The organism is Halomonas sp. McD50-4, from assembly GCF_022348135.1.
GTDB classification, from domain to species: domain Bacteria; phylum Pseudomonadota; class Gammaproteobacteria; order Pseudomonadales; family Halomonadaceae; genus Vreelandella; species Vreelandella piezotolerans.
Genome location: NZ_JAKRFG010000001.1, coordinates 265927 through 278650, shown reverse-complemented (window position 1 = coordinate 278650; position 12724 = coordinate 265927). Strand labels below are relative to the sequence as shown.

The following is a 12724-nucleotide window of genomic DNA, read 5'->3' as shown; positions in this document are numbered from 1 at the left end:
TTCCGGGGGCGTTTTGCGTCGAGTCACTGTTTTCAGGGAGCGACGCGGTTACTGGCACTGGTGAAGCCCATCAATGAAATATCCAAATCTATACGGTCGCCGCGGGGACCTATCATGCTGAGGGTGGCTGTCGTTCCATTGCGCAGCTGTTGCAGCATAGCGGGCTCGATGGGGGCGTCAGCGCGGCAGCCTTGTTCCTGACAAACCTGATAGGGGAACTGGATAGGCTCTCCATTATCCACCACTAACTGCAAGCCCGCTGCCAAGCGAACCCCCAGTGGCACGAAGAAGCTCATGACGGGTCCGTCGATTTGCGGGGGGTGTTCGAGCACGACCTGCATCAATGGTTGGTCGCCGCCGGGCTGTGTGACCATTTGTACCATCGCGCAGCGAGCCGGGCCTTGGCTATCTTGGCAGCGTACTTCCCAATCTTGAAACGACTCGGTCGTGACATTACTTCCAGGTGCTGATCCCGGCTGTTGGCCGAAGGCGCTGGATGAAAACGCCAAGATCGATAACAGTCCCATCGTGCATAAGGTTTGAGTAAACCGGTGTGGCATTGCCTAATCTCCTATAGGTTTATGGATGGTGGATGAGGCTACCACCATGCCTGCTTGCTCCCTCGATATCCAGCGTAGTGACGATAGGCGCCAGGGTCGAGTGGGGACGCCTCTCTTCGACGCTAGTTGCTAACCTTTAGTAAGCTGCTTTGCCAGCGAAGCGACGTATACTCTGCGTCATGTTTCTCGATTTAGGCGACCTTTACGCATGTGTCTTCGATGTGTCAGACCCGTTTTCTTCCTCGCTCTATTGGCTTTGCTGGCGGGCTGTGGAGAAACGCCCACCGGGCGCTCCCAGCTGGCTCTGGTACCCGGCCCGTTAATGGCGGATATGGGCGCCGATGCTTTCGATCAGTTACGCAACACACAACCCATCAGCCGTGATGCGCAAGCGAACCAACTCGTCCAGTGCGTGGCGCGTTACGTGGTGGCCGGTGCCGAGGCGAGCTACCCTGGGCTCGATTTCCCTGAACGCTGGGAGGTGGTGGTATTTGAAGACCCTTCCCCCAATGCGTTTGCGCTGCCGGGCGGGCGGATCGGTGTGCATAGCGGCTTGCTGCGAGTGGCGCAAACCCCTGCACAGCTCGCTGCCGTCATGGGGCATGAAGTGGCTCACGTACTGGCCGACCACGGCAACGAACGCTTGACCCAAGAGCTGGGCATCAAGGCCGTGCTCGTAGTGGTAGGGCTGTTGGGAGAGGGCGAGTTTGGTAACCAGCAACTGATGCAGGCGTTGGGCGTGGGCGCTCAACTGGGCATTAGCCTGCCGTTTAGTCGTACTCACGAAGAGGAGGCCGACTTGATGGGCCTTGAGATCATGGCTCATGCCGGGTTCGACCCTCAGCAGAGCGTGGCGTTATGGCAGAACATGGCGGCTGCGGGTGGGGGGCAGCCGCCGGAATTCCTGTCCACCCACCCTGCCCATGAATCGCGCATACGGGCACTGCGAGGGGCGCTGGAAGAGGCCGATGCGACTTACCGCACGGTTGCTCCAGCGCAGTGTTGAGCAGAGCAGCCACCTTGTATTATCGAATTGAAAAATGGCGGAATAACGTGGGGAGTGTGGCGCTGTGCCGTTACAAAAAAAGCAGGATGTGGTGCATGGGCTAACCGGCCAATTTTGCGATGCTAGGCGTGAGCAGAGGTATCGTTGGTCTATCCAAGAACGCGTGCGAAGCGAGTTCCGTCTTGCCGTGAGCGTGGCGGCTGGTGTGTTTGGCATGTTTGCCATCGCGGATTACTACTTGTTGGGTCTTACCCGTGCGTTTTATACGCTGTTGGCCCTGCGCGTTGTGGTGGTCAGTCTATGCCTGTTGGTGGTGTATTTGGTGCGGCAGGGTAGCAAGTGTGATGACCGTCGTTGGCTACATGCCATACCGTTGTGGGTATTCGCCACGGGTATCATTTTGATCGTGCCGTTGCGTCCTTAGAGCCTATCCACGCAAATCACGGCCGTAGTGGTAGCCACGATGGCGTTCTATCTGCTGATTCCCAATCGCTTGATGATCGTGACGGCGGCAAGCCTCTATCTAAATATTGGCTTTTTAGTGGCGGCGGTGCTGTTTGCTGATGTGGCACCCGTGCCGACACTGTTGATCTCGTTGCTGCTGATCATGGGCATGGTGGTGGGGTTTTTTGCCTTGCTGCGCCTGGAAATCTTGCAGCGCAAGCAGTATGCGCTATTGCATGAAGAGCGCGATCAAAATAGCCAGCTTCATCAAGAAATCGCCCATCGGAAGTCGTTAGAAGAGCAGTTGAGGGTGCTGGCTGAGCGGGATGCGTTGACGAAACTCAATAACCGGGGCCACTTTATGAACGTGGCTAAACAGCTGCTGCAGAGCTGCCAAGCCGATCGTACGCCGTTCAGCCTATTGATGATCGATGTGGATCACTTCAAACACATCAACGACACCTGGGGGCACAGCTATGGCGATGGGGTGCTGGTCCGTATTGCCGAGGTCTGCGCCAATGCGCTGCGCCCATCGGATGTGATCGGACGCTTTGGTGGGGAAGAGTTCGTGGTGGCTCTGCCGAGCACAAGTGCTGCCGAGGCGGAGCACATCGCCGAACGCTTGAAGCAGCGAGTGGCGGCATTGGTCTTTAAAGATGGCGTGAGCGAACTGACACCGAGCGTCACCATCGGCGTAGCCACCAAAGATGCAGAAGCGAGTGGATTGGAGGCGTTGATCAAACGCGCTGATGAATTACTCTATGAAGGCAAACGCGCTGGTAGAGACCGCGTGGTGGTAGGCCGCGAAGGTCTCAGTCCCCGTTAACCAACCGGCTTTGATGTGATGTTGCCCAGCCAATGGCTACTACTTGCCGATCTCGTGCTGATTCTCCACGTGCTGTTCGTCGCTTTCGTGGTGGTTGGCGTGGTGGCTATTTACGTTGGGCGAGGATGCCGCTGGGCGTGGGTCCATCATCGTCCGTTTCGGTTACTCCATTTGAGCGCCATTGGTTATGTAGTGGCGCAGGCATGGTTAGGAGTGGTATGCCCGTTAACTACCCTGGAAATGGCGCTACGCGCCGAGGCGGGCGTTGCTACCTATGCAGGATCGTTTATTCAGCACTGGTTGCATCGTTTGCTTTATTTCTCCGCGCCAGAATGGGTGTTTGCGGTGGTCTACACGCTGTTTGGTGGATTAGTGCTGGCCAGTTGGTGGGTCGTCCCACCGAGGCGGCGAGGTAAACCACGCGGTTAAACACTCTACATGGTGATATATATTTGAATAACCGGCGGTTAGCCAGCAATGCCGTGCCGATTTCGAGAGACAGATGTAACCTCCCATCCCAATAGCGCCACCCCTGACACCGTTGGCCCTCGGCAGGCCATTTTGTTGATGGCAGCCGTCACTTGCTGCGCCTATTTTGAAAATATATGATACGTATATATTGTGTATTCATTTCATATATTAGGTGGCGTGATGGGTATCGTGAAGATTGACGATCAGTTGCATGAAGAATTGCGCAAAGCGAGCACGGTGATGGTGCGTTCAATCAACGCACAGGCGGAGTATTGGATCAAAATAGGCATGCTGGCTGAGGCAAACCCCAGTATGTCTTTCACTGACATTATTCATGAACAAATGAAGCAAGCCGACGTGGATGTCAGGAAGGTGATGGGTGAGTAGGGTTGCGCTGAAAAGTCCAGCAGAGCTTGCCTTGATGCGTGAGGCTGGAAAGCTGCTGGCGCAGGTATTTCACTATCTCGACACGCGCATCGTGCCGGGGATCTCGACGATGGCTATCGACCGCTGGGCCGAGCGTTACATTGTCGATGAACTGCACGCCCGGCCGGCGAGCAAGGGCCAGTACGATTATCCCTTCGTATTGAATGCCTCGGTGAATCACGTGGTATGTCATGGTATCCCATCCGACACCCAGATATTGACATCGGGGGATATCGTTAATGTGGATATCACCCTGGAAAAAAACGGCTTTATCGCCGATTCCAGCAAAACGTATTTGGTAGGGGACGTGACGCCCAACGCCAAGCGTTTGGTGGATAAAACCTATGAAGCCATGTGGCAGGGTATCCATGCGGTCAAGCCCGGTGCCACATTGGGCGACGTGGGGTACGCCATTCAGTATCACGCTGAACGCCACGGCTATTCGGTTGTACGTGAATACTGCGGCCACGGCATTGGTCGTGAGATGCACGAAGAGCCTCAAGTGCTGCACTATGGTAAGCGGGGCAAAGGCCTTACGCTGCAAGAGGGAATGGTGTTCACCATTGAGCCCATGATCAATATGGGCAAAGCCAAAATCAAAACCAAGCGCGATGGCTGGACCGTTGTCACCAGCGACAAAAAGCTCTCGGCTCAGTGGGAGCACACCGTGGCTGTGACGGCGACGGGGGTTGAAGTGCTGACGCTGCGCGATGACGAACACCTACCCGTCCTCAGCGATTAGCGCGGCGTCATCATCCTCTTCTGGCGAAGCGTCCCATGTGCGTTAAGCTGAAACGGCAGGTGCTAACATGTGCTTGTCGTACTGCGCTAATGCTCAAAGAAAAGGATGTCGACGATGGCGAAAAAACCAACGGATAAGGGCAATATGCCCACACAGCAGCCACGCGCCACGGTTGCTTGTGGCCCTGAGAAGCTGCTGCTGGACGCCCTGGAGCGCGGAGGGAGCTGCCTGGAGACCGGGCGCTTTCTCATTAGCTATCGCGATGGCCAAGTGGAAGAGGGCATCCAGGCATTGAAAGCCCATCACCTACGCGTCGCGGATGCCCGTGACTTCAACGATCAAGCGGTGAGCCTCGAGGAAGCCGGAGATGCCGAGGCAATGGTGTTTCCTGAGATCGGCGTGGCGCTGATCGGCGGTGATGCCATCGAGCATCATGGCATGGGCGTGCTGGATGCGCTTGCGGCAGATAGCCCCATCGAGATCATCGAGCCGGAGTATTTTGCGTTCTCGGAACACTCGGAGTATCTCCGTGGCTTCTTACGTGCTGCCACTACTATCGCACAGGATTTGGGCGTAGAACTGGATAGCGAAGAGGCCCCGTCCGAACTAGAAACAGCGCTGCGGCCGACCTGGGGGTTAAGCCGATGCAAGGTGCCGCAAAGCTGCTGGAGCGGAGCGGGCATCAAAGTCGCTGTATTGGATACCGGCATGGATCTGGGCCACCCCGATTTTGCAGGCAGGGAGTTCGTTACCCGCTCGTTCGTTGGAGAGGCCGTCCAGGACATGAACGGGCACGGTACCCACTGTATCGGCACCGCCTGCGGCCCTCAGGCTCCTGCCGGTACGACGCCGCGCTACGGCATCGCTTACGACGCGCAGATTCAGGTGGGAAAAGTCCTCACTAATGCCGGCAGCAGTACCGGAGCCGGCGTGCTGGCCGGTTTGAACTGGGCGATTGCCAATCGGTGTGAAGTGATTTCGATGTCGTTGGGCAGCCAAAGCCCGGTACAGGCGGCCTACACTCATGCCGGGGCCGCGGCGCTGCGTAACGGCAGCCTGGTGATTGCCGCCGCGGGGAATGCCGCGACGCAAACGGGGGCACCGGCCAATTCGCCCACGGTGATGTCGGTGGCGTCTCTAGACCCCAGCTTATCGCCCTCTAATTTTTCCAACTACGGAAAAATTGAGATTGCGGCCCCTGGCCGCGATGTTTTTTCATCGTGGCCACGGCCCACGCGGCATAAATCGATCAGCGGCACCAGCATGGCCGCGCCCCACGTGGCGGGCTGCGCGGCGCTCTGGGCACAGTCGGATGCCTCGCTGCGTGGCCGCAAACTCTGGGAGCAGTTAGTGGCTTCTGCTAAAGCGTTGCCTCTGCCTGACGCTCAGGTAGGCGTTGGACTGGTGCAGGCCCCTTAACTCTCACTATGCGCTGGGTGTCTAAGCTCCAGCGCCCAGCGCACGACTTGTGGAGAGACACTCAATGGCAACGGTCACGCTATGGCTAATCACGATCTCCAGCGATCAACCGATTCAAGACATCGCCACCCGCCTCAGCGCCGAAGGGCTCATCGTACGTGAGGTGCTAGAGGAGATCGGCTGCATTACCGGTGCTGCCGACGATGCCACCGCGCAGCGGCTTAAACAGGTGCAAGGGGTGTTAGATGTTGCTCCCGATGTACCCATGGATCTTGGCCCACCGGGGGCAGATGAGACGTGGTGACGACCACTATTATCATCCTGTTAACTAACCGAAATTCCTATGGTCATGCACTAAAGTAGCTTCTGTACTGAGGCGACGTCAGCATTGGACGACGTTCATTTCGCTAAGTAGTGAAGGGCTACGTCATGCCTCCCATTTCCATCGATGTGCAATTCACTGAGCTCATGAATCAGCTCCGTCACTTAGGTGCCATTCGGTTTGTGATGATGGGAGTTTGTGCCGCCTTTACTATTGGGCTTCTAACGGCACATTACTCACTGCTAGATGAATGCAACATGCAAGCAATCGAGCGCGCGTTTCATACTCGAATGATCGGCATTATCATCATCGTACTCTTCGCCATCTTCGAGTTATCAGCAAGCTGGCAATACAAACAATTTGCTGATCGAGCGAAAGCGTTAGAGGGCGAAAATGGCGCTGTGTTCAAAGACAGAAAAGTACGCTTATTTGGCCTTGTCACACTCATATCGCTGATCGTTTACGCGCTGCTTCTGGTAGTTTGGTGGTTTTTGTAGCAACGCGTCGCCAGGCGGGAGTGCCTAGACCGTTGCTTTCTTGGTTCGCCGCTTCCCCGCCGCACTGCTGCGGCTCCCCGTGGTTTTCTTACTGCCGGTACTCTTGTTGCCAGTACTTTTACGTCGCGTATAGCTTTTCTTAGAAGTACCGCTGCGTTTGGCGGGGCTAGCCGCCTCGCCTTGTGCGTTTTGTAGGCTGTGGCGCAGTTTGGCCGCGTCGCTTTGGCCGAGCAGCGCGCGTAGGTCTTCTAGCAGCGCGTGTTGAAAGGCGTTGGGGTCGTCTTGCTGTTCGGAAATGGCCCGCAGGCGCTGCTCCCAAAGGGCGGTACGTTCCGGCGAGCTGACGGCGCTGGGCAGGGCGGCGATGAGCGCGCAGCCGAGTTTGGTGGCGCGTAGGGCTTTTTGCTGTCGCACCAAGTAGCCTCGCTGTACCAGGGTTTCGATGATGCCAGCGCGAGTGGCTTCGGTACCCAGGCCATCGGTGTCACGCAGCGTACGGCGCACCTCTGGATCCTCCACGTAGCGGCCAATGTTCATCATCGCTTTGATCAGGCTGGCATCGGTGAACGGCTCCGGCGGCCGGGTTTCTTTCTCTTCCACGCCTGTGCCAAGGACCTGGCAGGCCTCGCCTTGGGTGAGCGGCGGCAGCGGCGGGGCTTCTTCGCGGGTGGTGAACAGCGGCTTCCAGCCAGGGTCGAGAATGCTTTGCCCGCGGGCGCGAAAGACTTCGTTTAGCAGAGTGAACTCGGCTTTCACTTCGAAGGTGCGCAGCGGACGGTAGAACTGCGCCATGACGTTGCGCACGATCAGCCGAAATACATGGGCTTCGGTAGCGGAAAGCTGGCTGACATCGGCGGGTTTTCCCGTCGGAGCCAACGCGTGGTGCGCGCCTACCTGCTTGTCGTTCCAGGCTTTCGAGCGCAGGGTGAAGTCGGCCCCGTCGAGCCATCCTCGTAACATGTCGTCATTCTGGCAAGCACCACTTAGGCTGCGCTGGGCAAGCGCCAGGTGCTCCTCGGGCAAGTAGCGGCAGTCGGAGCGAGGGTAGGTAATCAGCTTGTGCTGTTCATAAAGCCGCTGACAAATATCCAGCACCATCTGGGCGGAAAGCCCGTGTCGACGGGCGGCATCAACCTGGAGGGCTGAGAGCGAGTAGGGTAGCGGGGGCGCTTGGCGTTTCTCCTGCTGCTCTAGACTGCTGAGTGTACCATGCGTGCCGGGGAGCTGGGCGGCCAGTGCATCAGCGGGCGTGCGGTCCGTCAGTCGGCCTTGATCATCCAGCGGTTGATGGGCTTTCGGTGCCCACCACGCGCGCAGCTGCCCCTGCGCCACCTGTAAATCTACCCAAAGCGGGTAGAACGGGTAGGGCTTGAAGTCGCGGATGCTGTTGTCTCGCCGCACGATCAGCCCCAGCACCGGGGTTTGTACCCGGCCCACCGAGAGCACGCCATCGTGCCCGGCCTGGCGGCCGGTGAGCGTCCAAGCGCGCGTCAGGTTGATGCCGTATAGCCAATCGGCCCGGGAGCGAGCCTGGGCGGCCTGAAACAGCGGCTGAAACTCAGCATTCGACCGCAGGCTGGCTAGCGCTCGGCTGACCGCTGGGCGGTTGAGGTCGCTAATTAAAAGCCGCTGCACCGGGCCACGGTACTTCAAATGTTCGATCACCTCTTGCACCAGGAGTTGACCTTCACGGTCTGGATCGCCTGCGTGCACCACGCTGGTCGCCTGTTTGATCAGTTTGCGAATCACCGCGAGCTGGCTGCGGGCTTTGGGGCGCGGGGCGAGTTGCCATGTGCCGGGCACGATGGGCAGCCGGTCGAGGCGCCACTGTTTATCGGCAGGGTCGTAGGCTTCAGGTGGGGCTTGCTCCAGCAAGTGACCCAAACACCAAGTCACCGTGGTATCGCCGCACACAATCGCGCCTTCCTGGCGCTTGCCGCCACCGGGCAGGGCGTCGGCAATGGCACGGGCGAGGCTGGGTTTCTCGGCGATAATCAAGCGCATACGGTAGGGCCCTGGCAGCGGTCTTCGACAGAGGGTCATGGTAGCAGAAGCCGCCCGGCGGTTGGGCGTGAGGCGTGAAAATTTATACAGCTACTCGAAGGGTGTCGCGTAAAATTTTGGCGTATAGTTTTTGTATAAAATTAGCGAATTGAGTAAGCTGATACTAAATCTTAAGAGGTCAAGTTCATGCGCGAGCGCGGTAGAACACGACGGTTATTTGGGCTGGGTGCCCGCACGGGTGGGGCTTTGCTTAAAACGCGGCTGGGAGGCCAAGCGGATTGGCGGTCGCTGGGCGAGGCGCTTTTCGAAGGGCTTTCGGAATTGAAGGGCCCGGCCATGAAGCTGGCGCAAATCATGTCCCAGTGGGATGACCTGCTGCCACCCGATCTTGCCAACGAGCTGGCGCGTCTACAGCGTCAGGCTGAACCCATGCCCTGGACTAAGATTCACGAGGCGCTGGTGCTCCAGTACGGCGATATCGACCAGCACTTCCATGAGATCGAAGAGCGCCCCTTTGCCAGTGCCTCCATGGGGCAGGTTCATAAAGCGGTCACGCTAGACGGCGAGACGGTGGTGCTCAAAGTGCAGTATCCCGGCCTTGCCGACGTGTTGGAGAGCGATCTAAAGCAAGTCAAGCGCATCATGGGGCTGGGGCGCTGGTTCAAGGTGCCCCAAGCACGGCTGGATGCGCTGTTCGAGGAGCTGGCGGCGGGCCTGCGTGACGAGCTGGATTACCACGCCGAGGCCGAGGCGCTGGCTCGCTACCGGGAGCGCTACCGTGATAATCCCGCGCTGGTGATCCCTGAGCCGCTGTTCGAACTCTCTGGCCAGCACGTGCTGGCCATGCGCTTTGTCGACGGCACGCCGCTGCGCGATTTAGAAAGTGCCGACGACGCTACACGGCAAAAGGTGGCGGTGGCACTGGCAGATTGGATCACCGAAGAGCTGTTTACCTACCGTGAACTGCACGCCGATCCCCATGCGGGTAACTTCGCTTGTGACGACCAGGGCCGTTTGGTGATTTACGATCTAGGTGCGGTGATCCCCGTCCCCGAAGCGCGGCTCAAAGCCATGATGCAGCTACTGGATGCCACCCTGGCTCGAGACCCGCTGGCCATGGATGAGGCGCTAATGAAGATGGGCGGCCGCCAGGGCCAAGGGGCACCGCTGGCACTGTATCGGGAATCCGCCGAGTGCATTACGCCGCTGTTCGCGCCCGGCGAGCAGGATTTTAGCGACGTGCGCGTTCACCGCCGCTTGCGGGAACTCACTCCTAAAGTATGGGCGGCCATGGACCGCCTGCAGCCACCGGCAGATACGCTTCTGCTCTCACGTGCGCTCAATGGCCACTACTGGAATCTGGTGCGCTTGAAGGCGCGTTTGGACATGCATGGACGCACCGAGCCGCTGCTGCGCTGGGCTAGAGGTTCGGCATGAGCCGTATCAGCTCGTCAATGGCTTGAGCCAGAACACCAGGGTCTTTTCGGTCTCCTGGTCATGGCCGCGATCTTTCCAGGCAAAGCGTGCCCGCAGGTTTGGGTAGCGCTGGTAGCCTTGGCTCTTCCAAAAGCCGTTCAGCGGTGCATATGCTGGCGGTTTGTCAGGATGATCGACCTCGCGCTCGACGGCGCAAAAGGCCGCCGTTTCGAATCCTCGAGCCTTGGCATGAGCTTCCCGGGTTTGCATGAACGCTTTGCCAATGCCTTGACCACGATAGTCGTGTAACAGCACCGACTCGCCGTAATAAAAGACACCGGTGGGGGCGATGCCCGCCGTTTCGAAAGGCTGACGAAATGCCTCCACCTCGTTGACCAGCGGTTGGCCCGTGGAGGCCCCCACGAGGCGTTCACCATCGAAAGCGAGCACGAACAAACTGGCCGGATTGTCTGCGTAGCGGCCCAGGTAATCTGCCTCGTAGTCCAGATCACCTTCGTAAAGGTAAGGGTAGTCGTGAAAGACCTGGATGCGCAGCCGCGCCAACGCGTGTAGGTGAGGGGCTATGGCGCGTCCCTGGCGAGTGATTAGCTGAAGATCGTTCATCGCGTCGTCGCTCTTGTCTAGCATCGTTGTCGTTACACTAGCAGGACCAGGGGCGAGGGCCAATCCTCCTGCGTGTGGCGCATCGACCGTGTTAGACTATGCCGCCGAATAGTCGGTGACCGATCAACGTGTTGGAGATGGCAATGCTAGCGGTATGGGTCGATCAACTGCTGGGATTTGCCTCAGGGGCACTCTCGGCAATCAGGCAGCAGGAACACTACCCCGATTTCATGACCTGGGTGCGTGACCAAGGCGCTGCCTGCTTCAACGATAACGTGGCGACAGCACAAGCCTTGGCGCCCATTCTATGGTCGCAGACACCCTTGGAAAGGTTGAATTTTGCCTGCGAACCCTTGGCGACGCCAGGTCGCAACGAGCCTTGCTGGTGCGATTCAGGGCGCAAATACAAGCAGTGCTGCTACCGCGTCGAGTTTCCAACGGACATTCCCGAGCAGATGATGTGGATGCTGTCGCTGCGCGAGTGGAAGGGCGCCACGCTGAAAGCTGCGCTGGAGAGCCAGCAGGCACCGGCGCAAGCCCTGCTGGAAGCGGGATTAATTGCCGCTGAGAGTGGTCAAACGGGCCGCTCTATGCAGATTTTAGAGTCGCTGTTCGATGGCAGCGACTGGTCGCGCCTGCCTGAGCAAGCCGAGCCCGCTTTCGAGATTCTGTTGGATATCTACCAAGAGCGCGGTTTTACTCGCAAGCGCGCCGATTTACTGGACGACGTCATGGAGCGTGGGCCGCTCTTCCTGCGTGGCGTCGCCCTGGAGCGGCTATGCTTGATGCACTTGGATAACGATGATCTAGACAGCGCCCGGGCGGCGTTCGTAAAAGCCCAACAGGCGCTACCCGATTCTCCAACGCTGGCGTATATCGAAGCCATGCTGCTGCTCCACGAAGGCCATGAGGCCGAGGCTAAAGAGCGTGCCAACTTTTGGTATCGCCGCTTGGTGCGTCAGGGTGATCTGGAGGAAGACCAGCTCGACTTCTTGGCCGCTTTGGCGGATAACCCGGGTGCCACGCTGGCCGATCAGCTCTTGAGTGCCGAAGAGGACATGGCCACGCCGCTGGTCTCCCTCCAAGCGCTGTTGGCCGCGCTGCCCGTGGCGCCAAAGCTTTCGATCGAGCAGGATCCGGACTCGGGACGGTTGCTTTACACCACCTCGGCTCGTGAAGAGACGCTGTTTGCTGCCTGGCACGAGCAGTTCCAGGTCATGGTAGACGAGGACGTGGCCCTGGGCTTCCGTGACGATCCTTGGGGCAATGCCGTGGAGTGGATGTCGGCGTTGTGCGCACATCCGGAGTGGCTAGACGCCCCTCAGGTGGTGCAAGATCTGACGTTGGCACTGACCAGCCGCTTCGGCAGCTTGCCGTGGATGGCGCCGTCGCTGCTGGAGCCGCTGGCCCTGCGGTTGTCACGCTGGTTGGAACAGGCGCGCGCGGCTGGCGAAGGCAGCCTATGCTGGGACGATGCCGATAACGCCATTTTGCTGCGCACCGGTTTGGCGCTGGTGGTAGGCATGGAGCGCGGCGCTCGCCAGCACTCCCGAGAGCTGGCCGAAGAACTGCTGACCATCGATCAAGAGGACAGTTTGGGTTTGAGAGAACTGGTGCTCGATCAATTGCTACGCGACGACCGTAACGCAGAAGCGCTGGCGCTGACCGAAGAGCCCCAGAAAGACGATGGCTCACTGTTGCTGGGGCTGCTCATGGGACGCACGCTCGCGCTTTATCGTTTAGGCCAGCAAGACGCGGCGGAGTTGGCCATTCAAGCCGTCAAGGCCCATAATCGCCACGCGCTGGAGATGATTTGCGCCGAGAATCCGAGGCCTTCCATGCCCCATGCCGATGGCCAAGTGGACCCGGGTTCACGGGCGGAAGCGTGGCAGTATCGTACGCTGATGCGTGACCAGTGGCGCACAACGCCTGGGGCGCTGGAGTGGCTGGCCACTCACTGCTGATGA

General features: G+C 58.8%; 14 protein-coding genes. 11 read left to right on the top strand and 3 right to left on the bottom strand.

Going from position 1 to position 12724, the window contains the following annotated elements; all coding sequences use genetic code 11:
• Nucleotides 1–32: 32 nt before the first annotated feature.
• On the bottom strand, nucleotides 33–560 hold the full coding sequence (locus MHM85_RS01345; RefSeq protein ID WP_231125638.1) for an invasion associated locus B family protein: 528 nt from the start codon (nucleotides 558–560) through the stop codon (nucleotides 33–35).
• Nucleotides 561–768: 208 nt separating this feature from the next.
• Between MHM85_RS01345 and MHM85_RS01340 the strand changes: the two genes are divergently transcribed.
• The 9 genes from MHM85_RS01340 to MHM85_RS01300 all read left to right on the top strand — a co-directional run bounded on the left by MHM85_RS01340 (nucleotide 769) and on the right by MHM85_RS01300 (nucleotide 6713).
• Nucleotides 769–1566, top strand: a complete 798-nt coding sequence (locus MHM85_RS01340) for a M48 family metallopeptidase (RefSeq protein WP_139527323.1) — start codon at nucleotides 769–771, stop codon at nucleotides 1564–1566.
• Between the two features lie 64 nt (nucleotides 1567–1630).
• A complete protein-coding gene (locus MHM85_RS01335) occupies nucleotides 1631–1990 on the top strand; it encodes a hypothetical protein (RefSeq protein WP_239283665.1) in 360 nt (119 codons plus the stop codon).
• Between the two features lie 39 nt (nucleotides 1991–2029).
• On the top strand, nucleotides 2030–2836 hold the full coding sequence (locus MHM85_RS01330) for a GGDEF domain-containing protein (protein WP_239283654.1): 807 nt from the start codon (nucleotides 2030–2032) through the stop codon (nucleotides 2834–2836).
• Nucleotides 2837–2854: 18 nt separating this feature from the next.
• Complete coding sequence (locus MHM85_RS01325) at nucleotides 2855–3265, top strand: DUF2784 domain-containing protein (RefSeq protein ID WP_139527325.1); 411 nt, start codon at nucleotides 2855–2857, stop codon at nucleotides 3263–3265.
• Between the two features lie 222 nt (nucleotides 3266–3487).
• Nucleotides 3488–3694, top strand: a complete 207-nt coding sequence (locus MHM85_RS01320) for a ParD-like family protein (RefSeq protein ID WP_139527326.1) — start codon at nucleotides 3488–3490, stop codon at nucleotides 3692–3694.
• Nucleotides 3687–4475, top strand: coding sequence for a type I methionyl aminopeptidase (map, locus tag MHM85_RS01315; protein ID WP_139527327.1), 789 nt, complete (start codon nucleotides 3687–3689; stop codon nucleotides 4473–4475). Before MHM85_RS01320 ends, map begins: the two co-directional genes overlap by 8 nt.
• 114 nt (nucleotides 4476–4589) lie before the next feature.
• Nucleotides 4590–5894 (top strand): S8 family serine peptidase, encoded by a 1305-nt coding sequence (locus MHM85_RS01310; protein ID WP_239283652.1) that lies wholly within the window; start codon nucleotides 4590–4592, stop codon nucleotides 5892–5894.
• Nucleotides 5895–5958: 64 nt separating this feature from the next.
• Nucleotides 5959–6198 (top strand): hypothetical protein, encoded by a 240-nt coding sequence (locus MHM85_RS01305; protein WP_239283641.1) that lies wholly within the window; start codon nucleotides 5959–5961, stop codon nucleotides 6196–6198.
• Between the two features lie 125 nt (nucleotides 6199–6323).
• Entirely contained in the window at nucleotides 6324–6713 is a 390-nt protein-coding gene (locus MHM85_RS01300; RefSeq protein ID WP_139527330.1) for a hypothetical protein, read from the top strand.
• Between the two features lie 24 nt (nucleotides 6714–6737).
• Here the strand turns inward: MHM85_RS01300 and MHM85_RS01295 are convergent, their stop codons facing one another.
• Nucleotides 6738–8717, bottom strand: a complete 1980-nt coding sequence (locus MHM85_RS01295; protein ID WP_153843705.1) for a DNA topoisomerase III — start codon at nucleotides 8715–8717, stop codon at nucleotides 6738–6740.
• A 186-nt stretch (nucleotides 8718–8903) separates the two neighbouring features.
• On the opposite strand from MHM85_RS01295, the gene MHM85_RS01290 reads away from it, so the two are divergent.
• Nucleotides 8904–10154: an AarF/ABC1/UbiB kinase family protein gene (locus MHM85_RS01290; protein WP_139527332.1), complete on the top strand. Its 1251-nt coding sequence runs from the start codon at nucleotides 8904–8906 to the stop codon at nucleotides 10152–10154.
• 6 nt (nucleotides 10155–10160) lie between these two features.
• On the opposite strand, the gene MHM85_RS01285 is transcribed toward MHM85_RS01290, so the two are convergent.
• Nucleotides 10161–10781 carry a GNAT family N-acetyltransferase gene (locus MHM85_RS01285; protein ID WP_239283639.1) on the bottom strand — a complete coding sequence of 207 codons (621 nt, stop codon included), beginning with the start codon at nucleotides 10779–10781 and terminating at the stop codon, nucleotides 10161–10163.
• 119 nt (nucleotides 10782–10900) lie between these two features.
• On the opposite strand from MHM85_RS01285, the gene MHM85_RS01280 reads away from it, so the two are divergent.
• Entirely contained in the window at nucleotides 10901–12721 is a 1821-nt protein-coding gene (locus MHM85_RS01280; RefSeq protein ID WP_239284478.1) for an SEC-C domain-containing protein, read from the top strand.
• The last annotated feature ends 3 nt before the right edge of the window (nucleotides 12722–12724 follow it).